Source organism: Aeromonas sp. D3, assembly GCF_027705025.1.
Classification (GTDB): domain Bacteria; phylum Pseudomonadota; class Gammaproteobacteria; order Enterobacterales; family Aeromonadaceae; genus Aeromonas; species Aeromonas salmonicida.
This window is the reverse complement of the sequence record NZ_JAPDBE010000040.1, coordinates 15687-38859: the sequence shown is the minus strand read 5'-3', so window position 1 is coordinate 38859 and position 23173 is coordinate 15687. Positions and strand designations below refer to the sequence as shown.

General features: G+C 58.5%; 21 protein-coding genes and 2 tRNA genes. 12 read left to right on the top strand and 11 right to left on the bottom strand.

The annotated features are described in order from the left end of the window. Entirely contained in the window at window positions 1-2493 is a 2493-nt protein-coding gene (gene thrA / locus OKC28_RS18740) for a bifunctional aspartate kinase/homoserine dehydrogenase I (RefSeq protein ID WP_270690849.1), read from the bottom strand. 253 nt (window positions 2494-2746) lie between these two features. Continuing rightward, window positions 2747-3439, bottom strand: coding sequence for a tRNA/rRNA methyltransferase (locus tag OKC28_RS18735; RefSeq protein ID WP_005312418.1), 693 nt, complete (start codon window positions 3437-3439; stop codon window positions 2747-2749). Window positions 3440-3705: 266 nt separating this feature from the next. Between OKC28_RS18735 and aceK the strand changes: the two genes are divergently transcribed. Beyond that, a complete protein-coding gene (gene aceK / locus OKC28_RS18730; protein ID WP_270690846.1) occupies window positions 3706-5433 on the top strand; it encodes a bifunctional isocitrate dehydrogenase kinase/phosphatase in 1728 nt (575 codons plus the stop codon). Window positions 5434-5603: 170 nt separating this feature from the next. Here the strand turns inward: aceK and OKC28_RS18725 are convergent, their stop codons facing one another. Beyond that, on the bottom strand, window positions 5604-6002 hold the full coding sequence (locus OKC28_RS18725; protein ID WP_270690844.1) for an META domain-containing protein: 399 nt from the start codon (window positions 6000-6002) through the stop codon (window positions 5604-5606). Window positions 6003-6174: 172 nt separating this feature from the next. Between OKC28_RS18725 and OKC28_RS18720 the strand changes: the two genes are divergently transcribed. Next, window positions 6175-6651 carry a hypothetical protein gene (locus OKC28_RS18720; protein WP_058395661.1) on the top strand — a complete coding sequence of 159 codons (477 nt, stop codon included), beginning with the start codon at window positions 6175-6177 and terminating at the stop codon, window positions 6649-6651. Window positions 6652-6655: 4 nt separating this feature from the next. Here the strand turns inward: OKC28_RS18720 and OKC28_RS18715 are convergent, their stop codons facing one another. Further along, window positions 6656-7135 (bottom strand): putative 4-hydroxy-4-methyl-2-oxoglutarate aldolase, encoded by a 480-nt coding sequence (locus OKC28_RS18715; protein WP_021139130.1) that lies wholly within the window; start codon window positions 7133-7135, stop codon window positions 6656-6658. Between the two features lie 42 nt (window positions 7136-7177). Beyond that, window positions 7178-7594: a DUF3293 domain-containing protein gene (locus tag OKC28_RS18710; protein WP_270690841.1), complete on the bottom strand. Its 417-nt coding sequence runs from the start codon at window positions 7592-7594 to the stop codon at window positions 7178-7180. 376 nt (window positions 7595-7970) lie between these two features. Between OKC28_RS18710 and arcA the strand changes: the two genes are divergently transcribed. Next, window positions 7971-8690 (top strand): two-component system response regulator ArcA, encoded by a 720-nt coding sequence (arcA, locus tag OKC28_RS18705; protein WP_005312398.1) that lies wholly within the window; start codon window positions 7971-7973, stop codon window positions 8688-8690. Between the two features lie 132 nt (window positions 8691-8822). On the opposite strand, the gene OKC28_RS18700 is transcribed toward arcA, so the two are convergent. Both OKC28_RS18700 and OKC28_RS18695 read right to left on the bottom strand, forming a co-directional pair. Continuing rightward, window positions 8823-8897 (bottom strand) — tRNA-Gly (locus OKC28_RS18700). 99 nt (window positions 8898-8996) lie between these two features. Next, window positions 8997-9070: transfer RNA gene (locus OKC28_RS18695), tRNA-Gly, on the bottom strand. 201 nt (window positions 9071-9271) lie between these two features. Here OKC28_RS18695 and cydD point away from each other — a divergent pair. The 4 genes from cydD to OKC28_RS18675 all read left to right on the top strand — a co-directional run bounded on the left by cydD (window position 9272) and on the right by OKC28_RS18675 (window position 13715). Beyond that, complete coding sequence (gene cydD, locus OKC28_RS18690; protein ID WP_270690839.1) at window positions 9272-11041, top strand: heme ABC transporter permease/ATP-binding protein CydD; 1770 nt, start codon at window positions 9272-9274, stop codon at window positions 11039-11041. Beyond that, window positions 11034-12779: a heme ABC transporter ATP-binding protein/permease CydC gene (gene cydC, locus OKC28_RS18685; RefSeq protein WP_270690837.1), complete on the top strand. Its 1746-nt coding sequence runs from the start codon at window positions 11034-11036 to the stop codon at window positions 12777-12779. The genes cydD and cydC overlap by 8 nt, the downstream gene beginning before the upstream one ends. A 168-nt stretch (window positions 12780-12947) precedes the next feature. Further along, the gene (rcsF, locus tag OKC28_RS18680; RefSeq protein WP_017412233.1) at window positions 12948-13319 is read left to right on the top strand and encodes an Rcs stress response system protein RcsF; all 372 of its coding nucleotides are present in this window, start codon (window positions 12948-12950) and stop codon (window positions 13317-13319) included. A gap of 9 nt (window positions 13320-13328) precedes the next feature. Next, the gene (locus OKC28_RS18675; RefSeq protein WP_270690834.1) at window positions 13329-13715 is read left to right on the top strand and encodes a DUF488 domain-containing protein; all 387 of its coding nucleotides are present in this window, start codon (window positions 13329-13331) and stop codon (window positions 13713-13715) included. Window positions 13716-13795: 80 nt separating this feature from the next. On the opposite strand, the gene OKC28_RS18670 is transcribed toward OKC28_RS18675, so the two are convergent. After that, window positions 13796-14788, bottom strand: a complete 993-nt coding sequence (locus OKC28_RS18670; RefSeq protein ID WP_270690832.1) for an NAD-dependent epimerase/dehydratase family protein — start codon at window positions 14786-14788, stop codon at window positions 13796-13798. A gap of 223 nt (window positions 14789-15011) precedes the next feature. On the opposite strand from OKC28_RS18670, the gene tsaA reads away from it, so the two are divergent. Next, window positions 15012-15716 (top strand): tRNA (N6-threonylcarbamoyladenosine(37)-N6)-methyltransferase TrmO, encoded by a 705-nt coding sequence (gene tsaA / locus OKC28_RS18665; RefSeq protein WP_059113697.1) that lies wholly within the window; start codon window positions 15012-15014, stop codon window positions 15714-15716. A gap of 75 nt (window positions 15717-15791) precedes the next feature. On the opposite strand, the gene OKC28_RS18660 is transcribed toward tsaA, so the two are convergent. The 3 genes from OKC28_RS18660 to OKC28_RS18650 are packed head-to-tail and all read right to left on the bottom strand — an operon-like array spanning window position 15792 to window position 18981. After that, a complete protein-coding gene (locus OKC28_RS18660) occupies window positions 15792-16913 on the bottom strand; it encodes a beta-ketoacyl-ACP synthase III (protein WP_021139122.1) in 1122 nt (373 codons plus the stop codon). Between the two features lie 57 nt (window positions 16914-16970). After that, the gene (locus OKC28_RS18655; RefSeq protein ID WP_270690829.1) at window positions 16971-18134 is read right to left on the bottom strand and encodes a vWA domain-containing protein; all 1164 of its coding nucleotides are present in this window, start codon (window positions 18132-18134) and stop codon (window positions 16971-16973) included. A 4-nt stretch (window positions 18135-18138) separates the two neighbouring features. Further along, window positions 18139-18981 (bottom strand): AAA family ATPase, encoded by an 843-nt coding sequence (locus OKC28_RS18650; protein ID WP_005312374.1) that lies wholly within the window; start codon window positions 18979-18981, stop codon window positions 18139-18141. 167 nt (window positions 18982-19148) lie between these two features. On the opposite strand from OKC28_RS18650, the gene cysK reads away from it, so the two are divergent. The 4 genes from cysK (at window position 19149) to crr (ending at window position 23142) form a co-directional block, all read left to right on the top strand. Further along, on the top strand, window positions 19149-20117 hold the full coding sequence (cysK, locus tag OKC28_RS18645; protein ID WP_005312371.1) for a cysteine synthase A: 969 nt from the start codon (window positions 19149-19151) through the stop codon (window positions 20115-20117). A gap of 442 nt (window positions 20118-20559) precedes the next feature. Continuing rightward, window positions 20560-20817 carry an HPr family phosphocarrier protein gene (locus OKC28_RS18640; RefSeq protein ID WP_005303128.1) on the top strand — a complete coding sequence of 86 codons (258 nt, stop codon included), beginning with the start codon at window positions 20560-20562 and terminating at the stop codon, window positions 20815-20817. Between the two features lie 44 nt (window positions 20818-20861). Next, window positions 20862-22589, top strand: a complete 1728-nt coding sequence (gene ptsI / locus OKC28_RS18635) for a phosphoenolpyruvate-protein phosphotransferase PtsI (RefSeq protein ID WP_099992128.1) — start codon at window positions 20862-20864, stop codon at window positions 22587-22589. 43 nt (window positions 22590-22632) lie between these two features. Then, on the top strand, window positions 22633-23142 hold the full coding sequence (crr, locus tag OKC28_RS18630) for a PTS glucose transporter subunit IIA (protein ID WP_005312365.1): 510 nt from the start codon (window positions 22633-22635) through the stop codon (window positions 23140-23142). The last annotated feature ends 31 nt before the right edge of the window (window positions 23143-23173 follow it).

Genomic DNA, 23173 nt, shown 5'->3' with positions numbered 1-23173 from the left:
TTATAACTCCTGCTTCCAGTTCTGGGTGCGCAGCACGTCGGCAAAGACGCCGGCCGCAGTCACTTCGGTACCGGCGCCATAGCCGCGCAGCACCAGCGGGATCGGCTGGTAGTAGGTGGAGAAGAAGGCGAGCGCGTTCTCCCCGTCTTTCACCTTGAACAGGGGCTCGTCGGCACCGACCGCCTTGATGGCGACCTTGCACTTGCCACCTTCAATCGACCCCACATAGCGCAGCACCTTGCCTTCACGCTGGGCGGCCGCGAACTGGTCGCGGAACCAGCCATCGGCTTCGGGCAGGCGGGCCATAAAGGCTTCCACGTCGCCGCTGACGTCAAAGCCCGGCGGCAGCGCCTGCTCCACTTCCACATCGGAGAGCTCCAGCGCCATGCCGGCCTCACGGGCCAGGATCAGCAGCTTGCGGGCCACATCCATGCCGTTGAGGTCATCGCGGGGATCCGGCTCGGTAAAGCCGTTGCCGCGGGCGATTTTTGTCGCCTCGGAGAAAGCCATGCCCTCATCCAGCTTGCCGAAGATAAAAGAGAGCGACCCTGACAGCACGCCGTCGAAGGCGCGCAGCTTGTCACCGGCCTTGATCAGGTTCTGCAGGTTCTCGATGACCGGCAGGCCAGCGCCGACGTTGGTTTCGTACAGGAACTTGCGGCGAGTCTGGCGAGCGGTGCGGCGCAGCGCCTTGTAGTAATCGAGCGACCCTGTGTTGGCCTTCTTGTTCGGGGTGACCACATGGAAACCGGCGGCCAGGAAGTCGGCGTACTGGACGGCGACGGCCTCGGAGGAGGTGCAATCGACGATCACCGGGTTGATGAGGTGGCTCTCTTCCACCAGCTTCTTCACCGCTTCCAGGCTGAAGCTGTCACGGGCTTCCACCAACTGTTCACGCCAGTTGGCCAGCGCCAGTCCATCCTTGTTGACCGCCATCTGGCGGCTGTTGGCGATGCCGACCACCCGCAGGCCTGTGCCCTGCTCGGCGAGCACCGGCTGCTGGCGGGCAATCTGATCCACCAGGGCTGCGCCGACGCCGCCGACGCCGACCACGAAGAGATCGATGAACTGCTGGCTGCCGAAGAAGTTCTGGTGGCAGGCCTTGATGGCTTCCGCCACCTTGCGATCCCGCACCACGGCGGAGATGGAGCGCTCGCTCGATCCTTGCGCGATGGCGACGATATTGATGGAGGCTTGCGCCAGGGAGGTGAAGAAGCGGGCCGCCATCCCCTTGCTGGTGCGCATGCCGTCACCGATGAGGGAGATGATCGCCAGATCGCTGATGATATCCAGTGGCTCCAGCAGCTGGTTCTTGAATTCGAGCTCGAACTCGCGCTCCAGCACCTTGCGGGTCTTCTCACTGTCATAGCTGTGGATACAGAAGCTGACGCTGTACTCACTTGATGACTGGGTGATCAGCACGATACTGACCCCAGCACGGGAGACGGCGGAGAAGATCCGGCCCGCCATGCCCACCATACCCTTCATGCCGGGGCCGGAGACGTTGAACATGCACATGCCGGAGAGATCCGAGATGGCCTTCACTTTCAGGTCATCATCCCCCTGCTCGACGCCGATCAAGGTGCCCGGCCCCTGCGGGTTGAAGCTGTTCTTGATGAGGCAGGGAATGTGGAACTGGGCCACGGGGGCGATGGTTTTCGGGTGCAGCACCTTGGCGCCAAAATAGGAGAGCTCCATCGCCTCTTTATAGGAGAGGGTTTTGAGCAGGTAGGCATCCGGTACCAGACGAGGGTCGCAGTTGTAGCAACCTTCCACGTCGGTCCAGATCTCGCAGCATTCTGCATCGACGCAGGCTGCCAGCACGGCGGCGGAATAATCCGAACCATTGCGACCCAGCAGCACGGTTTCACCCTTGTCGCTGCCACCGGTGAAGCCCGGCATCAGGTAGAGGCATGACTCTTTTCCAGCGGGGCTCTGCCCCTCTACAGCTGGACGCAGCCCCTTGGCGGCAAAGCGCAGGCGGGAGGCTTCGATATCGACGTGCGCTTCCAGATAGCCGCCGTCGGTAACCAGCAGTTGCTCCGGCACTATGATGTCCAGCTCGAGGCCACGCACTCGCAGCAACTCGTGCATGAAGGCGATGGAGAGGTTCTCCCCACGGCTCAGGATGCGGGCCTGCACGTTGTCCGGGCAGAGGCCCAGCAGACGAATGCCCTGCATCAGCCGCTCGACCTGATCCAGCTCGGCAGTGAGACGGGCCAGCAGCGCCTTGTCATCCAGCGCCGGATAGGCCGCCTTCAATCCGGCCAGCAGGCGGGAGAAGATGCCGTTGATTTCAAACAGGGTGGAACTGGCATCCATGCCGCGACTGGTCTGTTCCACCAGGGCGACCAAGTGATTGGTCACCTTGGCCGGTGCCGACAGCACCAGGGCAACCTGGGATTGGCCGTGGGTATTGACCGCGATATCCGCTACCCGTAAAAAACGCTCTGCATCGGCCAGTGACGACCCGCCAAACTTCAACACTCTCATCGCTTTCTCTCCCTGTAAATCTATGAAATTCAATCTAAAAACCAATCCAACAAAAAGGCCCGTACTGGGTGGGTACGGGCCTTTTCTGATTTCTGTGCTTGTTCGTCAGCGCATCAACCGGCCCCAGTGCCACCTGTGGTGGTACCGGTAATAATGGTGGTGGTGATGATGACGTTGGTGAATAACTGCATGACGAACACTCTTGAACGAAGCTGGCTTTTAGCAATACCGCGCCGGGCGCCGGGCTGTCAACTTAAACCTCTTTGCCAAATCGGCGAGCAAGGTCTTTGCAGAGCAGATGCAGCATGTTCAAATCCCGCTGTGGCAGCATGGGCACCCGGTCCATCACCCATTGATGCAGTTTTTCATCCTGCGAAACTCCGAGTTCACCAAGTATTTCTGCTGTTTTGTGTTTCAGTACGCGAACCTGTCCGACGCTATCAAAATTTTCTGCTACGGCTTGCGGCTCATCCAGCAACTGGCTCATCTCATAGGCATACAGCATGATCGCCTGCCCCAGATTGAGGGACGGGTAGCTCACCTTGAGGGGCAGATAGCTCAGCAAATCTGCATGGGCCAGCTGCTCATTGGAAAGGCCGGACTCTTCACAGCCAAACACGATGGCGACTTTGTTGAGAGACGGCTTGGCACGGATTTGATCGCGAATTTCCCCCGGCGTGAGGTAGTGCTGATAGCGGCCACGCTGACGGGCCGTGGTGGCGATCACCAGATCCATGTCGGCCAGTGCCTCTGGCAAGGTGTCGAACGCCTCGGCCTGGGTCAAAATTTCCTGCGCCCCATGGGCCACCCAACTCGCCTCTTCCTCTTCGTGTACCCGGCTCGCCACCAGTCGCATGGCATCGAAGCCCATGGTTTTCATGGCGCGGGCGGCAGCCCCGACATTGGGTGCCCGGGCAGGTGCCACCAGTACAAAATAGAGCTTCATTGGGTTTCCTCTTGGGCTGGGCCGACATCTGAAACAGGCTGCAAACCGTCGGCAAAACAGGGGCGCAATCTACCGTTTATCCCCAAAAATTGCCACTTGAACAGATGTTTGAATGTTGCCATAGTGGCCAGACGTGTGAACAAACTGCCAGCCATTCTCGGCATGAATGCCGTGAGTGATTGAGCGCTTGCAGGGCAAGGACAGGACGACAGACCAGCCCCGGACTCAGCCGCCATACCGGCCGACACATCACAAGGAAGAGAGAGATGCAGCAGCCATTGGAACAGGCCGTCGCCGAGACGATCTTGCAACGCTTCGAGTCGTTTTACAGCCGGTTTCTCGAAATAACCCAGGGCAGCAAGAGCCGCTTCGAGAACAGCGACTGGCTGGGAGTGCAGCTGGCCGGACGCGAGCGCATTCGCCTCTATGATCACCACGTCGGCGCCACCACGGCCCTGATCAAGCAGATGATGGGGGAGCATCACGCCACTCAGGAGCTGCTCAAACGGGTGAAAGGCGCCTTCAGCGATCTGCTGCCTCGTTGTGACAACTTCGAGGTGGCGGAGTCTTTCTTCAACTCCGTCTATCGCCGCATCTTCCGCCATCGCAACATTCGCGACGAGAACCTCTACATCCATCCGTTTCGCAGCCGGGGGGAGCATCCCGACTTGAGCGCCCTGCTGCGGGTCTATCGCACCGATCTGACCCACCTGCCGCAGACCCTGAGCCAGATGCTGGGGGATTACAGCTTCACTCTGCCCTATGAGGACAAGCAGCGCGACATTGTCGACATCCACCGCCATCTTGCCGAAAACGGCCCGCAGATCCTGCATGAAGAGCCCTTCGCCATCGAGCTGCTCAAAGAGGTGTTCTACCGTAACAAGGGCGCCTATCTGGTGGGGCTTATTCGGGTGAAGGGGCAGGTGTTCCCCTTCATTCTGCCGCTGCTCAGCACAGGCCAGAGCATCTATGTGGATACCGTCATTTTCGAGCCGGAGCTGGCCTCCATCGTGTTCGGCTTCGCTCGCGCCTACTTCATGGTTTATGCCCCTGTGCCGGCGCTGTTTGTGGTGTTTCTGCGCCAGATCATGCCCCACAAGCCCGATTATGAGATCTACAACGCCATCGGCTGCCAGAAGCACGGCAAGACAGAGCTCTATCGTCACTACCAGCAACACCTGGCCCAGAGCCGGGAACAATTTGTCATCGCCCCCGGCATCAAGGGGATGGTGATGAGCGTGTTCACCCTCCCCTCCTACGACGTTGTGTTCAAGGTGATAAAAGACGAGTTCACCCCCCCTAAGGATGTGAGTCACGAGCAGGTGCGGGCGAAATACAGACTGGTAAAACAGCACGATAGAGTGGGTCGCATGGCCGACACACAGGAGTTCACCAACTTCGAGTTTCCCCTCGATCGTATCTCGCCCGAGCTCCTGACAGAGCTCAAGACGGTGGCGCCCTTGGCGCTGACCATCACCAGTGACAAGCTGGTGATCAAGCACCTCTACACAGAGCGCAAGATGATCCCGCTCAACCTCTATCTGGACAAGGCGGACGAGCAGCAGACCCGGCTCGCACTGGAGGAATACGGCAACGCCATCAAGCAGCTGGCGGCGGCCAACATCTTCCCGGGCGACATGCTGTTCAAGAACTTCGGCGTCACCCGTCACGGCCGGGTGGTCTTCTACGACTACGACGAGATCTGCTACATGACGGAGTGCAACTTCCGCCAGATCCCGCCCCCCCGCTACCCGGAAGATGAATGGAGCGCCGAGCCCTGGTATTCGGTGGCCCCCAACGACATCTTCCCCGAGGAGTTCGCCACCTTCCTGCTGCAAAAGCCCCAGGTGCGGGAGATCATGATGCAGCTGCACAAGGAGATGTTCGACGCCAACTACTGGAAGATGCTGCAGAGCAACATCAAGGTGGGGGTGTTCGAGGATGTCTATCCCTATCGACGCAAGAAGCGCTTCAAGTTTCAGCGAGGGGGATGAAGAGGCGAGCCTCGCCTTGCTGCCAACTTGGGATGCAATGCATATTGCGACGGCAGAGCCGGGAGTCTTGCCATAACGCTATGGAGCAGTATTGAAAAGGGACGCCGCGGCGTCCCTTTTTGATGGCAGTTGCCGGCTCACGCTACGACAACCCCTGACAGAGATATCAGTTATTTGGCCGCAGGCATGGCATCGAAAGTGAGCAGTGCAACCTTGTTGGCATCGCTCAGCACCAGCTGCTTGCCGCTTACCTTGAAGGTCGCCACCTTCTCCAGTTGCTGCAGATAGATCATCTCTTTGCCCGCCAGATCACCCGGGCACATCATGCGGGTCGAGCCCATGGCACCCAGCGTCAATACGCCGCCACCCTGCTGGGTGATACCGCCAAAATAGCGGTTGCAGCCGCCCTTGCCCGCCACCTTGTCACCCGCCACTTGCAGGGTGAAGGTATCATCGCTCGCACCTTGCAGTTGCCAGGTAGACGCTTGCAGCGCAGCCAGATTGGAACCAGTGGTCATGGCGCAGCCTCCCAGAGCCAATGCGGCCAGCAGGGTCAGTTTCTTGTTCATGGGTTCACCTCTTGATATAAGCGAAATAGGGGAAGGAACGTGATGATGGTGGCCTGTTTATCATGAGACCGAGGCAGATTAAAACTCTTTTATTGTGATCTCCGTTCCCTTTACTACCAACTGGCATGTGCCATGCTTGTATTCCTGTTCCGGACCCAGGGAGGGGAAAAGAATGGTTAAATCACTCATCGTCACACTGGTTTCATGCTTAAGCCTCAACGCTCAGGCCGCCGACTGGGATTTCCTCAAGAGCGAGGCTGACAGCCAGCTCTACGTCAAAAGCTACTCAGGCGTGCTGCTCGACAGCCAGACTCATCACAGCGACAGTTTCGATCTCTGGCTCATCAACACCGGCTATCAATATCCGATCATGGATGACGTCAGTCTCTACATGGAAGCGGGCCCGGCCATAGGCCCGCACAGCGAACAGTCCGGCTACAACCTGAGCTCGGGGGTGCGCTACCAGTTCTCCCCCACATTGAACATCGGCAGCCAGCTCAAACAGCTGGAAGTGCACAAGGCCAGCACACTGCTGGAGCTCAACACCAGCCTGCTGCTCACACCGCAGCTTGCCATCACGGCCAACTACGGCGTGAGTGCATTCAGTACTGAGCACTCCCTCAGTCTGGGCGTAGGCTTCAACTTCTGACCGATCAGATAAGCCGGGCGGCACTGACCAGTACGCCGTTGAGGTCGGCGTAAACATAGTCACCCGGATGTATGGTCACACCGGCAAACGACACCACGGCATCCAGCTCTCCCTGACCCAGCTTCTCTGTTTTGACCGGGCAAGCTGCCAACGCCTTGACTCCCAGCGCCAGGGTTGCCAGTGTCCCCACATCGCGCACAGCGCCAAAGATCACTATTCCCTCCCAACCCTGCTCCGCCGCCTTGATGGCCAGCTGATCGCCGAGCAAAGCACGGCGCAACGAGCCGCCGCCATCAATCACCATCACCCTCCCCTGACCGGGACGGTTGACCAGCTCTCGCACCAAGCTGTTGTCTTCATAGCAGGAGAGGGTGACAGCCTGGCCATAAAACAGCGGCTTGCCACCAAAATCGTGAAACAGTGGATCGGCGACTTGCAGGGCATCACCGTGTTGATCGCAGAGGTCGGGTAGTAGATCCAGCATCATAAGCTTCCTTCCATGGACATGAATTCGCTCATTCTTTCATCAAGCCGTTGATCTGACAATCCAGTGGGATTCAATTTTGCCCAAATGGAGTGGTTCGCCTTTCATCAGCACGGGCTGCAACCAGAGCTCGCCCTGCTCCACCCAATAGATGGCGTTCTGGCCGAAACGAGCTGCCAAACCGATGGCCTCACTACGAGAGCAAGCCAGCGCCAGCGATGATTCACGCCAACTTGCATCAGGAGCACTGCCCCACAATGGCCCCAGCGCCATCATGGTGGGAGACGCGGCGATGGCCCGCCACAGGGCGCGCTGACGGCGGGTATTGCGACGCATTCCTACCTCGCGGCTGGCAGGATTCCAGGCCGTCACAATGGCGTAAACAGGCCATTGAGGTGCCAAAAATGGTGCAATAAAACAAATTTTTTTGTAGTTTTCCCACAAAATCATGTCAACCACATGTTACATTCCATTACATTTTATAAGGGCGAAAATGGGGGTAACCCCAAGTATCATGCTGTGAACTCAGGGTTTGACCTATATCAATCCAGAGTTAAAAAGTTGCTATCTGACGGCAAAGAGTGTTGTTATGCGCCTGTTAACTGATAAAATGCAGCCACTTTTGTAATGGACTACCTTTCCAGGCTTCTCTCGATCAGACTTGTTGAGAGCCCACGTGTGGCACAGGGATGTTTGCCGACGCTGATGCCAAATTCGCGATAATCCGACCTGACATTCATACCCAGGATGACGTAATAAATTTTCAGGACCGGTCGGGTAACGCCAAAGAGTGTTAAAATTTAGATAACTAACTGATAAGAATCTGGGAATACTCATGCAAACACCACACATTCTGATCGTCGAAGACGAACTGGTCACCCGCAATACCCTGAAAAGCATCTTCGAGGCCGAAGGCTACGTTGTACTCGAGGCCAATAATGGCGACGAAATGCATCAAGCCCTCACTGCCCACACCATCAATCTGGTGATCATGGACATCAACCTGCCAGGCAAAAATGGCCTGCTGCTGGCGCGCGAGCTGCGTGAAGATGACAACATCGCCCTGATGTTCCTGACCGGTCGTGACAATGAAGTGGACAAGATCCTGGGTCTGGAAATCGGCGCCGATGATTACATCACCAAGCCGTTCAATCCCCGTGAATTGACCATTCGTGCCCGCAACCTGCTGAGCCGCACCATGAATGTGGCCGCTGGCGGAGAAGAGAAGAAGCTGGTTGAGCGCTACCTGTTCAACGGCTGGGCACTGGACATCAACAGCCGCGCACTGGTCAGCCCGGCTGGCGACATGTTCAAGCTGCCCCGTTCAGAATTCCGTGCCATGCTGCACTTCTGCGAAAACCCGGGCCAGATCCAGACCCGTGCAGAGCTGCTCAAGAAGATGACAGGTCGTGAGCTCAAGCCCCATGACCGCACCGTGGATGTCACCATCCGCCGCATTCGCAAGCACTTCGAGAGCGTCAACGACACACCTGAAATCATCGCCACCATCCATGGTGAAGGCTACCGTTTCTGTGGTGAGCTGGAGCAGGAATAAGCCCGTTTCGTCATTGCAGAGTGAGTTTACGAGGCGCCCATGGCGCCTTTTCTCTGCCTGATGTTTGCCATCGCCCAGCGCAAACACAAAACAAAAAGCCCACTCGCAGGAGTGGGCTTTTTGCATGAAAGCTGGAGCGGGCAGCGGGAATCGAACCCGCATCATCAGCTTGGAAGGCTGAGGTAATAGCCATTATACGATGCCCGCAGGACATCAAAATCAAGTGCGAAACGGGAGTTCAACCCCTTGCAATCAGCCTGTGGGCTTGTGCAGTTACCGCATTGATGCAGGCTTTGCATCTGAATTTGGAGCGGGTGATGGGAATCGAACCCACGTATGCAGCTTGGGAAGCTACCGTTCTACCATTGAACTACACCCGCGTCAGGGCCTCTACTATATGCATTTTGCCGCTGAGCGCAATCACCGCAATGGTGTTTTTTACCATAAATCAAGCTGTTCGACCAACTAATGAGCAGCAAGCTGTTTTTTCAATCAAACATTTTCAACACCAGAAATTTACAAGGTTGCCAAGCCTGAGGGGCGAGGATAGTCTTGCGCCACTCGACGCGAGGATGGTGGTAATGGATAAAAAAACTCAAAAACGTCTTTATGGCTGGTTGCGCAACCAATCGAGCCACGGCCGACGCTGGATCGGTCTCTCCATCGGCTTTGGCCTTGGCCAGGGCATCTTGATGGTCGCTCAGGCCTGGCTGCTGGCTACCCTGTTGCATGGCTTCATCATCGAGGGGGCAACCCCGGAGCAATCCATTCCTCTCTTTATTACCCTGCTGCTGGTCACCCTGACCAAGGCCGCTTTGGCCTATGGCCGCGAGGTTGCCAGTTTCAAGGCGGGCTGCGCTGTGCGCCAAGCCATTCGCGAGCTGGTGCTCACTCGCCTCAGCCGTCTCGGCCCTGCCTATATACAACGCCGCCCTGCCGGTAGCTGGGCCAGCCTCTTGCTGGAACAGATTGAAAATATGCAGGATTTCTTCTCCCGCTATCTGCCGCAGATGGCCATTGCCGTCTTTATTCCACTGGTGATCCTGGTGGCCGTGTTCCCGGTCAACTGGGCGGCTGGCCTGATCCTGCTGGGCACAGCCCCCCTCATTCCCTTCTTCATGATCCTGGTGGGTGTGGGCGCCGCCGATGCCAACCGCCGCAATTTCCAGGCACTGGCTCGCCTCTCCGGCCACTTTCTCGATCGCCTCAAGGGCTTGCGTACCCTGCAACTTTTCATGCGCACCCGAGCGGAGGGTGACGCCATTCGCGACGCGTCGGAAGATTTTCGCGAGCGAACCATGGAGGTGCTCCGTCTGGCGTTTCTGAGTACCGCCGTACTGGAGTTCTTCGCCGCCCTCTCGGTGGCGCTGGTCGCGGTCTATTTTGGCTTTTCCTACATAGATCATCTGAATTTTGGCCACTATGGCACCAAGGTCACCCTGTTTACCGGCCTGTTCGTGCTGTTCCTCGCCCCCGAATTCTATGCCCCGCTGCGCGAGCTGGGCGCTCACTACCATGCCAAGGCGCAAGCCATAGGCGCGGCCGAACAGTTGCTGGAATTCCTCGAAGCCGAGGTCAGCGAGCCCGCCTCCGGCAATGCCTCCTTTCATGCCGACAGCCCCGTCAAGGTAGAAGCCCGTGCCCTGGAGGTGCTGAGCGCCGAAGGCAAGGTGCTGGTCGGCCCCATCGACTTCACGCTGGCAGCCGGTTCACGCACGGCACTGATCGGGATCAGCGGCGCGGGCAAGAGCTCGCTGGTCAATGCCCTGCTCGGCTTTGCTCCCTATCGTGGTGAGCTCAAGGTCAACGGGCAGGAGCTTGCCAGTCTCGACATGAGTCAGTGGCGACTGCAACTGGTCTGGCTCTCCCAGAATCCCCAGCTGTTTCACGCCTCCTTGCGCGACAACCTGCTGCTGGCCAAGCCATCTGCCAGCGACGCCGAGCTGGAAGATGCCCTCAAGCGGGCTCAGGCCTGGGAGTTTGCCATGGAGAAGGGACTCGACTATCCGGTCGGTGATCAGGCTGGCGGTCTCTCGGTCGGTCAGGCACAGCGTCTCGCCCTGGCACGCACCCTGCTCAAATCGACTCAGCTGATGGTACTGGATGAACCCACCGCCAGCCTGGATCGCCACTCGGAGCGCGCCATCATGACCACGCTGGAACAGGCGACGGCAGGTCAAACCCTGCTGATGATCACTCACCGCCTGGATGAACTCACCAAGATGGATAACATCTTGGTGCTGGCCCGTGGCCAACTGGTGGAGCAAGGCAGCTTCCAGCAACTGAGCCAAGCCCAGGGGGCTTTCGCCCATCTGTTATCCCATCGTTCCGGGAGTTCTCTCGATGACTGATCTATTGCCGTTTCTGCGCCTCTATCGTCAGCACTGGCTGAGTCTCTCGCTGGGCCTGCTGCTGGCACTGGTCACTCTGGTGGCGGGGATGGGGCTCTTGTCCCTCTCCGGCTGGTTCCTTTCCGCCGCGGCAGTGGCGGGAATGGTGGTCGCCAGCCGCGATACCTTCAACTACATGACACCGGCTGGCGGGGTGCGTTTCTTCTCTATCATCCGCACCGCAGGTCGTTGGGGTGAGCGGGTGGTGAGCCATGACGCTACCTTCCGGGTACTGACCCGGCTGCGAGTCTGGTTCTGGCAAAAGCTCTCGCCACTCTCCACCGGCACCCTGGCCGGTTTTCGTCAGGCGGATCTGCTCAACCGGCTGGTGGCCGACATCGATGCGATGGATCACGTCTATCTGCGGCTGGTCACTCCCATAGGCGCGGCCCTGCTCAGTTGCACCGGACTGGTCATATTCCTCTCCTTCTTCGATGGTGGCCTCGCCCTGACTCTGGGCGCCATACTGCTGTTTGGCATGATTGCCCTGCCGCTGGTCTTCTACTACCTCGGTCGCCAGCCAGGCCGTCGGCTTATCGCGGAGAAATCGTCCATGCGCACCCGCATGGTGGACTATCTGGACGGTCAGGCCGAACTGCAGATGTTTGCCGCAGCCCCCAAGGCGCTCAGCGAGCTGCAACAGGCAGAGCAGGCCCTGCTGATGGCTCAGGCCCGTATGGCCAGGGTGAGCGGACTGGCCAATGCCAGCGTGCAGCTCTTGAGCGGCTGGACACTCACCCTGATGCTCTGGCTGGCCGGTCATGGCGTGGCAGGCGCGGCGCCTGACCCCATCACAGCGCTGATGGTGTTCGCCACCCTGGCAAGCTTCGAGGCCCTGCTGCCGCTGGCAGGGGCTTTCCAGCACCTCTCCACCAGCCTCACTTCGGCTCGCCGCCTCAACGAGATCCTGCAGGAGGCCAAGGCCCCCGAGTGGGGGAACGAGCAGCAGCATGCCAAAGAGGGCGTCTTGCAGATAAGCGATCTCTATTTCGGCTATCCCGGCAACCCGCATCCCGTGCTGCGTGGCTGTACCCTGCAACTGCAGGCGGGTGAAAAACTGACTCTGCTGGGCCAGACCGGCTGCGGCAAGTCCACCCTGATGGGATTGCTGACCCGTGAATGGAGCCCGCAAGCGGGCAAGATCCTGCTCGATGGCAAGCCGCTGACGGACTACAGCGAAGGGGCGCTGCGCGCGTCTCTCTCTGTGGTGAGCCAACGGGTTCATCTGTTTGCCGCCACCTTGCGCGACAACCTGAAACTGGCCGCCCCCGGGGCCGGCGATGAGCAGCTGACCGAGGTGCTGAGCCAGGTCGGTCTGGCACATCTGCTGGAGGATGAGGCGGGCCACAGCGATACCGGGTTGAATGCCTGGCTCGGAGATGGCGGTCGCCCCCTCTCGGGTGGCGAGCGACGCCGTATCGGTATCGCCCGCGCCCTGTTGCACGATGCACCGCTCTGGCTGCTGGATGAACCGACCGAGGGCCTCGACAGCCAGACCGAGCGGGAGATCATGGATCTGCTGTTCAAGCTGGGGGCGGATCGCACCCTGCTGCTCATCTCCCACCGCTTGCTGGGGCTGGAGCAGATGGACCGTATTGCCTTGATGGAAGAGGGGCAGATCCGACTGTGTGCTCCTCATCATGATCTGCTGGCTGACGACTACTATCGCAGCCTCTATGAGCGACTGACACCGGCTTGAGAATGAAAGAGGGAGGATACGCCTGCGGACGCCTCCCTCCTTTAAGACAGGCCGGCGGAGCCTGTCTGATCCCCGTCACACCTCGTCTTCACGGCTAAAATTGGGGCTGGTCGCAGGCAGCGACTGGCCCCTATAATGTCCGCCCTCACAGTTCAAAAAGATGCTGATATGAAACGCCTGATCCTGATGATGCCCCTGATTGCCTCCGGTTGCGCCGACTTCTCCTTCAACAGCAATCTGGACAAGGAAAACTTCGACGAGTACTTCAAGCCGGGCGGCGTTCAGATCTATGAACAGAACCAGCTGGCTGACCTCAACTACCTCTACCTCGGCACCGTCGAGGGGGAATCTTGCCAGAGCGATGCCAAGCAGCCGGTGCCCAACGCAGGTGAGGCTCGCACCCTGGCCCGTCGCCGCGTGGCCGACATGGGTGGCAATGGCGTCACCTTCGACAAATGCGCCGAGTTCAGTGACACCCCGGGCTGCCTGAAACAGGTGATCTGCTACGGGCAGGCGCTCAAAGTGGCACAAGAGAAGTAAGGACTCCCCATGGCCCTGGCCATAGTCCGGCTCGGCAGTCCCCATCTTGAAGGTGAAGGGTTGCGCATCGGCACAGTGCGGCGCCCGCCCCGTGGTGTGCCCAAGCAGGCGTTTGCCAGTCAGGATTGGTATGACGTCTGGTTTCCCAATCTGGCGCCCAGCAGCGACACCATGAAGCTGGGCCAGGCCGCCGATACGCCTGCCCTCTGGGCCGTTTTCTGCAAGCAGTACAAGGCCGAGATGGCCACCCCCTGTGCCCGCCACGATCTGGCGCTGCTGGCTGCCCTCTCCCATACCACCAATCTGTCGGTGGGCTGTTACTGCGAGCAGGCGTCTCGCTGTCATCGCAGCATATTGCAAGAGCTGCTGGCCAATTGCGGCGCCAAGTTACGCTAGAGGGCACCGCTGGATAGTGAAAGAGGGCGTCCCGACGGACGCCCTCTTTCACTGCAATCACCATTCAGACAGGATAAGCCCTACTGCAGGCTGCCAACCAGCAGGCGCCGACGCAGCGCAGCCTCCTGCTCCGCAGTCATACCAGCCACCACGGCTCCCTCGTTGTCCATCAACCATTGCATCAGATCGGCGACCGTCTCCTCCAGCGGTCGAAAATTGAGCCCCTGCACTATGGCTGCCTCGGCACTGATGCGGCCATAGCCGGCATACTCAGCCAGCTCGTTTGGCAATAGCGTGGGATAGCTCTGCCAGGGTTCGACTCCGGCGGCCAGCAACTCGGGCCAGGGGCGCCACTGTGCTTGCCATTGTGTGGCGGGCGCCAGTCTGGCGGTGATGCGATCCAGCCAGTCCACCAGCGCAATACCGGGTTTGAGCAGATTGAAACAGCCACCCAGCTGCTGCTCGGCAGCGCGCAGCACAAATTCGGCGCAGTCGCGCACGTCCAGGTATTGCAATCGATCCTGCCCGTCCCCCGGCAGCAACCAGGGCCCCCCTTGCTGCACCCGTTTCACCCACCAGGCCAGACGGCCGGTCGGGTCGAAGGGGCCGCACAGCACGCCGGGGCGCAGGATGCAGAGCCGCTCGCCCCAATGAGCACGATACGCAGCTTCGCACAGTACCTTCAGCGGACCGTAATCGGTGGGCAATTCCCCCTCGGCAATCTCGTGCAACGGTGCCGATTCATCCATGCCCCGGCTGGCGAAGTCGCAATAGACGCTGATGGTGGAGATAAAGATCAGCCGCTCGCAGCGCCCGAGCAGGGCTGCCGAGAGGCTCACCGCCTGCTCGGGACGGTAGCAGCAGGTGTCTATGACCAGATCCCAGCGCAACCCTTGGCTTTGCAGGGGGCTCAGATCCTTGTCCCTGTCACCGTTGAGCTGAATCAGGTCACGCCAGTCCGGGTGCTGATGCCGGCCCCGGTTGAATAGCGTCACCTCGTGCCCCCAATCCAGCGCCAGCGTGGTGAGGTGACGACCCAGAAAGCCGGTGCCACCGATAATCAGCAATTTCATCCATGTATCTCCAATCCGGCGCCATCTGAACGCCTTCGCCACAGAGCAGAGCGCGAATGCCATCCCCTGCTCCATCTGCCCTCACCCTACGCAAGTTGGTGCCGGGGTACAGCTCCCCGAGTGCCGGTATGGGACGGGACGCGGGAAATGAGCGTAGCGAGGCAGAACCTGCGTTTTGAGGCTGCCTGTGCTAAATTGCCGGGGTTTTCAGTCAGGATCCGCCATGAAGTTCGAAATCGACACCCTCGGGATCATCCGCTCTCCCTACAAGGAGAAGTTCGCCATCCCCCGCCAGCCCGGTCTGGTCAAATCGGCCCGCGCCCGCCTCGATCTGCTGCCTCCTTACGATCAGCCGGACGTGCTGCGCGGCATAGAGCAGTTCTCCCATCTGTGGCTCAGCTTCGTGTTTCACCAGACCATGGATCAGGGCTGGCACCCGACGGTACGTCCGCCGCGCCTGGGCGGCAACGAACGGGTCGGAGTCTTTGCCACCCGCTCCACCTTCCGCCCCAACCCGCTGGGTCTGTCGGTGGTCGAGCTGCACGGCGTTGGTCGCGAGCGTGGCAAACTGTGGCTGGAGCTCGGCGCAGTGGATCTGCTGGATGGCACTCCTGTCGTCGATATCAAGCCCTATATTCCCTATGCCGACAGTCTGCCGGACGCCCGTGGCGGCTTTGCCCCCGAGGCCCCCACCCCGCCTCTCGTGGTCAGCTTCACCCCCGAAGCGGAGCTGCAGCTGCAACCCTGGCTCAAGGCTCACCCCGAGCTTCGTCTGCTGGTGAGCGAAGTGCTGGCCCAGGACCCTCGCCCCGCCTACAAGAAAGGCAAGCCGGACGAAAAGGAGTACGGCGTCAGACTGTTTGATCTCAACGTACGTTTTCGCATCACAGAGCCCGACTGTCTGGTGTCGGCTATTGAGCCCGCCTGATCTCCACCTGCCTCAACCAATGAAAAAAACCACCCGTTCAGGTGGTTTTTTGCTACCGCAGCCGGATGGTGACGCTCACAGGCGCTGCAACAACAGGCTCCCTACCGAGTAGCCAGCGCCGAAGGAGCAGAGCACGCCGCGGGCTCCGCTCGGCAGGTCCTGGTTAAACAGGTGGAAGGCGATGACCGAGCCCGCCGAGCTGGTATTGCCATAGCTGTCGAGGATCACGGGCGCCTCCTGCTGACTGGCATCGTGGCCCAGCAGCTTGCGGCCGATGAACTGGTTCATGGTGAGGTTGGCCTGATGCAGCCAGAGTCGGCTCAAGGAGTCCGCCGTCCAGCCCTGCTCATCCAGCTGACTGACAATCTGATCGCACACCAGCGGCAGCACCTCCTTGAACACCTTGCGCCCCTGCTGGCGGAACAGTTTGTCATCCCCATGACGGGTACGCGGACTGAGCCGGTTCAAAAAGCCGAAGTTGTTGCGGATATTGTTGGAGTACTGGGTCACAAGCTTGCTGGCCACCAGTTGCCAGGGGTTGGCCACCTTGCAATCGGCCTCCCGCTCCAGCAGCACGGCGGTACAGGCATCGCCGAAGATGAAGTGGCTGTCCCTGTCACGAAAGTTGAGATGCCCGGAGCAGATCTCCGGGTTCACTACCAGCGCCAGTTTAGCGGTGCCTGCCGCCAGCATGTCCGCCGCCGTCTTGATGCCAAAGGTAGCGGATGAGCAGGCCACGTTCATGTCAAAGGCCATGCCGCTCGCCCCCAGATAGTGTTGCAACTCGATGGAAAGCGCCGGATAGGGCCTTGGCATGTTGGAAGCCGCCACTATCACCAGATCAATCTCACCCGGCTCCCGGCCGGCGGCAATCAGCGCCTGCTCGGCGGCAGCGACCGCCATCTCCACCATGATGGAGGGCTGATCGTCGGCCCGCTCGGGGAGCAAGGGCTGCATGATGTCAGGGTCCAGCACCCCCTCCTTGCTCACCAGATAGCGACTCTTGATGCCGGACGCCTTCTCGATGAATTCGCAGCTCGAGTGCTGCTTGGCGGACAGCTGACCCGCATCGATGGCGGAGGCATTTTCCTCGTTGTAGAGGTCCACATACTGGTTGAAGGCGGTCACCAACGCTTCATTGCTGACGGCAAAAGGCGGGGTATAGAGGCCTGATCCACTGATCACGATAGAAGTCATCTTTGCTCCTGGCCGGGTGCAATCCCGGCTTGTTGGTTTATTTGGGTAGAGAGGTCATTACAACTGATCGATCGCTGCGGCGAGACCAGCCAGCGTCAGCGGATGCATACGCCCGCCAACCACGTCATTCATCAACTTGATGGAGGGATGCCAGAGCCACTCGCGCCTGGGGATGGGATTGATCCACACCAGCCTGGGAAAGTGCTGCTGCAGGCGAGCGAGCCATACCTGGCCCGCCTCCTCGTTCCAGTACTCAACGGCACCGCCGGGCCAGCTGATCTCGTAGGGGCCCATCTTGGCGTCCCCCACAAAAATCACCCTGTAGTCGCTGCCGTAGGTGCGCAACAATCTCAGGGTGTCGAACCGCTCCTCGAAGCGACGGGCGTTGTCTTGCCAGACGAAGTCGTAGAGACAGTTGTGAAAGTAGAAATACTCCAGATGCTTGAACTCGTGGCGCAGTGCCGAGAAGAGCCGCTGCACCTCGGCCACGTGGGCATCCATGGAGCCACCCACATCGAAGAAGACCAGCAGTTTGACACCATTGTGGCGCTCGGGTCGCAGCTTTACATCCAGCCAGCCCTGACGGGCTGTGCTCTTGATAGTGTCGTCGAGATCCAGCTCGTCAGGATTGCCCTTGCGCACCCAGCGTCTGAGCTTGCGCAGGGCCAGCTGGATGGCACGCTGACCCAGGGGCGAGTCGTCGCTGAAGTTGCGATAGTGGCGGGCTTCCCACACCTTGACCGCCTTGCCATGCTGGCCCTCTCCCCCCATGCGGATCCCTTCCGGGTGAAATCCGCCGTGACCGAACGGACTGCTGCCGCCAGTCCCCACCCACTTGCCGCCGCCGGCATGGCGCTCTTTTTGTTCCGCCAATCGCTGGTTGAGGGTTTCAAGCAGCTTGTCGAGTCCACCCAGAGAGTGCAGCAGCGCCTTTTCTTCGGCACTTAACAAGCGTTCAAACTCCTTGCGTAGCCACTCATCAGGTAAGGCGTCGGGCAGCAAGGGGCTGGCCTGCAGACCGTCGTAATACTCGGCAAAGGCGCGATCGAAGCGATCAAAATGCGCCTCGTCCTTGACCAGCAGGCAGCGGGAAAGCTGATAGAAGTCGTCCATGTCGATACTGACCAGCCGGGCTGCCAGCGCGGCGTGCAAGTCCAGCAATTCGCGCAAACTACAGGGGATCTTGTGACGACGCAGCTGGCTGAAAAAGTCGATCAGCATGATGTCAGTTGCCGCGACGGGCCAGGAAGGCCAACTTCTCGAACAGGTGCAAGTCCTGCTCCGTCTTCAGCAGGGCGCCGTATAGCGCCGGGACCAGCTTGCCCGGTTCGCGGGTGCGCATTGCCTCGGGAGAGATATCATCGGCCAGCAGCAGCCGGATCCAGTCCAGCAGCTCGGAGGTAGAGGGCTTCTTGCGCAGCCCTTCCACTTCCCGCAGTTCGAAGAAGAGCGTCATGGCCTCATCCAGCAACGCCGCTTTCAGGTTCGGATAGTGCAGGTTGACGATGGCCTGCATCTCGGCCTTGTCGGGAAAGCGAATGTAGTGAAAAAAGCAGCGACGCAAGAAGGCATCCGGCAGCTCTTTCTCGTTGTTGGAGGTGATGATGACAACGGGGCGCCGGCGGGCCTTGACTCGCTCGCCGGTCTCGTAGACGTCAAACTCCATCCGATCCAGCTCCAGCAGCAGGTCATTGGGGAATTCGATGTCCGCCTTGTCTATCTCGTCGATCAGCAGCACAGGCCGCTCATCAGCGGTAAACGCCTGCCACAGCTTGCCCTGGCGAATGTAATGACTGATATCCCCCACTCGCGGATCCCCTAGCTGGGAATCACGCAGCCGGGCCACTGCATCATATTCGTAGAGCCCCTGCTGGGCTTTGGTGGTGGATTTAATGTGCCAGGCAATGAGGTGAGTGCCGAGCGAACTGGCCACGGCCTCGGCCAGCTCTGTCTTGCCAGTGCCAGGTTCACCTTTGATAAGTAACGGTTTTTCCAGCACTATAGCCGCATTGACCGCCATCTTCAGCGCCTCTGAGGCGAGATAGCGATCGCTTCCTGCAAATCCCATAACGTCCATTCCTTTGACGATAAGAGACCTTTTTGAGATCGAGGCCTCAGTAAGAAAGAATAAGCTCTATATCTTGTAATAACATATTGTTATAACAAATCGTCACTTCTCATTCAGAAACCACAGGGTAATCTTGTTTCATCGCCGTAACAAACAGGGATAGCACCATGAGCAAAATTTTTGAGGACAACAGCCAGACCATAGGTCACACCCCGCTGGTTCGACTCAACCGTGTTACCAAGGGCCGCGTACTGGCCAAGATTGAAAGCCGCAACCCGAGCTTCAGCGTCAAGTGCCGCATCGGTGCCAACCTGATCTGGGATGCCGAGAAGCGCGGCGTACTGACCCAGGGCAAGGAGATCATCGAGCCCACCAGTGGTAACACAGGTATTGCTCTGGCGTTTGTGGCCGCCGCCCGTGGCTATCCCATCACCCTGACCATGCCGGCCACCATGAGCCTGGAGCGCCGCAAGCTGCTCAAGGCGCTCGGTGCCAATCTGGTGCTGACCGAAGGCCCTCTTGGCATGAAAGGCGCTATCGCCAAGGCCAACGAGATCCTCGAATCCGAGCCGGGCAGATACGTTTTGCTGCAACAGTTTGAAAACCCGGCCAACCCGGAAATTCACGAGAAGACCACTGGCCCCGAGATCTGGGATGCCACCGACGGTCAGGTGGATGTATTCGTGGCTGGTGTAGGTACAGGCGGCACCATTACCGGTGTCTCCCGCTACCTGAAGCAAACCAAAGGCAAGGCCGTGATCTCGGTGGCCGTCGAGCCAAGCGAATCACCGGTGATCAGCCAGCGTCTGGCCGGTCTCGAAATCAAACCGGGTCCCCACAAGATCCAGGGCATTGGTGCCGGCTTCATCCCGGGCAACCTGGACCTGACCCTGCTGGACCGCGTCGAACAGGTGAGCAGCGATGATGCCATCGAGATGGCACGCCGTCTGATGGAAGAGGAAGGCATTCTGGCCGGTATCAGCTCCGGGGCCGCCGTCGTGGCTGCCGCCCGTCTGGCCGAGCTGCCGGAGTTTGCCGACAAGACAATCGTCGTCATACTGCCGAGTGCCGCCGAGCGTTATCTCTCCAGCGCGCTGTTTGCCGGCGTGTTCAGCGAGCAGGAGTTGCAGCAGTAAGTGATCGGATAATTTCAAAACAACGGCGCTCCCAGGAGCGCCGTTTCTTTATGAGCTAGACTGAGCACTTGGCAGCGCCACTCGGCCCCTTATTTTTTGGGGTAAAATAACAAACAAACGAGTGACAAAAAAAGCAGACATCCTGTGATAAATTTCATATCCTGTGCGGCGTCACGAGGTGTTTGCCGACTAGGTATCACAAAGTAACAAAGTGTTATTTTTCGTTATAAAATAATTTCAAGCCAGTATTTCTGCGGCTTGTAGCGCGATAACGGAAAAGAGTAGCGGCAAACACCGAATACTGCACAGAAAATTGACCTGGATTAAACCATTGCAGGTCTGATTTCGTTACTTTACAACATATCCATACTGACACGGTGAGACAAGGAAGCGTCAAAAGCATCCATCTCTCCAAAAAATATCAATAATATGGGGTGAAACCATGTACGAGAAGTCTGTTGTTATCACTGCTGAAAACGGCCTGCACACCCGTCCGGCAGCTCAGTTCGTGAAAGAAGCCAAAGAATTCCAAAGCGAGATCACTGTGGTCTCCGGTGGCAAATCCGCCAGCGCCAAGAGCCTGTTCAAGCTGCAGACCCTGGGCCTGACCAAAGGCACCAACGTGACCATCCAGGCCGACGGCCCGGACGCTCAGAAAGCCGTTGAGAAGCTGGTTGCCCTGATGGACGAGCTGGAGTAATCCAGCTTTATTCCTCCCCCACAGTCGTTTTAATAGGAAGGATTATGATATCTGGCATTCTTGCGTCCCCCGGTATCGCATTCGGTAAGGCGCTTCTTCTTAAAGAAGATGAAATCGTTATCAATCAGGGCAAGATTTCTGCTGACCAGATTGACGCCGAGATCAACCGCTTCCTCGAAGCCCGCACCAAGTCAGCTGCACAGCTGGAAGCCATCAAAGCCATGGCTGGTCGCACCTTCGGTGAGGAAAAAGAGGCCATCTTCGAAGGCCACATCATGCTGCTCGAAGATGAGGAGCTGGAAGGGGATATCAGATCCTTCATCAAAGACAACAAGGCCACCGCTGATAAGGCCGTCTACGAGGTCATCGAGCAATACGCCAAGATGATGGCCGATCTGGACGATCCCTACCTGCGCGAGCGCGCCACCGACTTCCGTGACATCGGAACCCGTCTGGTGAAGAACGTGCTGGGCATCGCCGTTGTCAATCTGAGCACCATAGACGAAGAGGTCATCCTGGTCGCCAAAGACCTGACTCCGTCCGAAACTGCCCAGATCAACCTGAAATATGTGTTGGGTTTCGTTACCGATATCGGTGGCCGTACCTCTCACACCTCCATCATGGCGCGCTCCCTTGAGCTGCCGGCCATAGTGGGCACCAACGACATCACAGAGCGCGTCAACAATGGCGAGATGCTGATACTGGATGCGATCAACAACCAGATCATCATCAACCCGACCGCCGAGCAGCTGAACGAAGCCAAGCAATTCCAGGCCCAGTTCCAGGCTGAAAAAGATGAGCTGGCCAAGCTGAAAGACCTGCCTGCCATCACCCTGGATGGTCACCAGGTCGAAGTCTGCGCCAACATAGGTACCGTCAAGGATACCGAAGGTGCCATCCGCAATGGCGCCGAAGGCGTGGGTCTGTACCGTACCGAGTTCCTGTTCATGGATCGCGATGCGCTGCCGACCGAAGACGAGCAGTTCAAGGCCTACAAAGAAGTGGCAGAGGCCATGCCGGATCAGCCGATCATTGTCCGTACCATGGACATTGGTGGCGACAAAGAACTGCCGTACATGAATTTCCCGAAAGAGATGAACCCCTTCCTGGGCTGGCGTGCCGTGCGTATTTTCTTCGATCGCGAAGACATCATGCATGCCCAGCTGCGGGCCATACTGCGTGCGTCTGCCTTTGGCAAACTGCGCATCATGTTCCCGATGATCATCTCAGTCGAAGAGTTCCGCAGCCTCAAGGCCACCGTAGAGAAGCTGAAAGCCGAACTGCGCACCGAAGGCAAAGCCTTTGATGAATCCATCGAAGTGGGTATCATGATCGAGACCCCGGCTGCTGCCGTGATGGCTCATCATTTGGCTAAAGAAGTGGATTTCTTCAGTATCGGTACCAACGACCTGACCCAGTACACCCTGGCCGTCGACCGTGGTAACGAGATGATCTCCGCCATGTACAACCCGCTGTCACCCTCCGTCCTGACCCTGATCAAGATGGTTATCGACGCTTCCCATGACAATGGCAAGTGGACCGGTATGTGTGGTGAGCTGGCTGGTGACGAACGCGCCACACTGCTGCTGCTGGGTATGGGTCTGGATGAGTTCTCCATGAGTGCCATCTCTGTACCTCGTATCAAGAAGCTTATCCGCAACACCAACTTCGAAGATGTGAAGGCAATGGCTGACCAGGCACTGAGCTACGCAACTGCCGCCGAAATCGAAGCCTGTGTAGATAACTTTATTAAGCAGAAGGCAGTCTGCTAAGATCGGCTGCAAACAGCGACAATCATCTCTAGGAGCTTTTACTATGGGTCTGTTTGATAAACTGAAGAAACTGGTTTCCGACGATAGCTCTGATACAGGTGGCATCGAAATTTTTGCCCCGCTGTCAGGTGAAATCGTACCGATCGAAGATGTGCCTGACGTTGTCTTCGCCGAGAAGATCGTCGGCGACGGTATCGCCATCAAGCCGGCTGGCAACAAGATGGTTGCACCGTGCGATGGTACCATCGGCAAGATCTTCGAGACCAACCACGCGTTCTCGCTGGAATCCGACTCTGGTATCGAGCTGTTCGTTCACTTCGGTATCGATACCGTTGAACTGAAAGGCGAAGGCTTCACCCGCATCGCTCAGGAAGGTCAAAAGGTCAAGCGCGGCGACACCATCATCGAGTTCGATCTGGCCATTCTGGAAGCGAAAGCCAAGTCTACCCTGACGCCGGTTGTCATCTCCAACATGGATGAGATCAAAGAGCTGATCAAGATGACAGGTGCTGTGACTGTGGGCGAGACCCCGGTGATCCGCATCAAAAAATAATGCACGGCTGGCTCAAGCCAGTTGCTGCAAC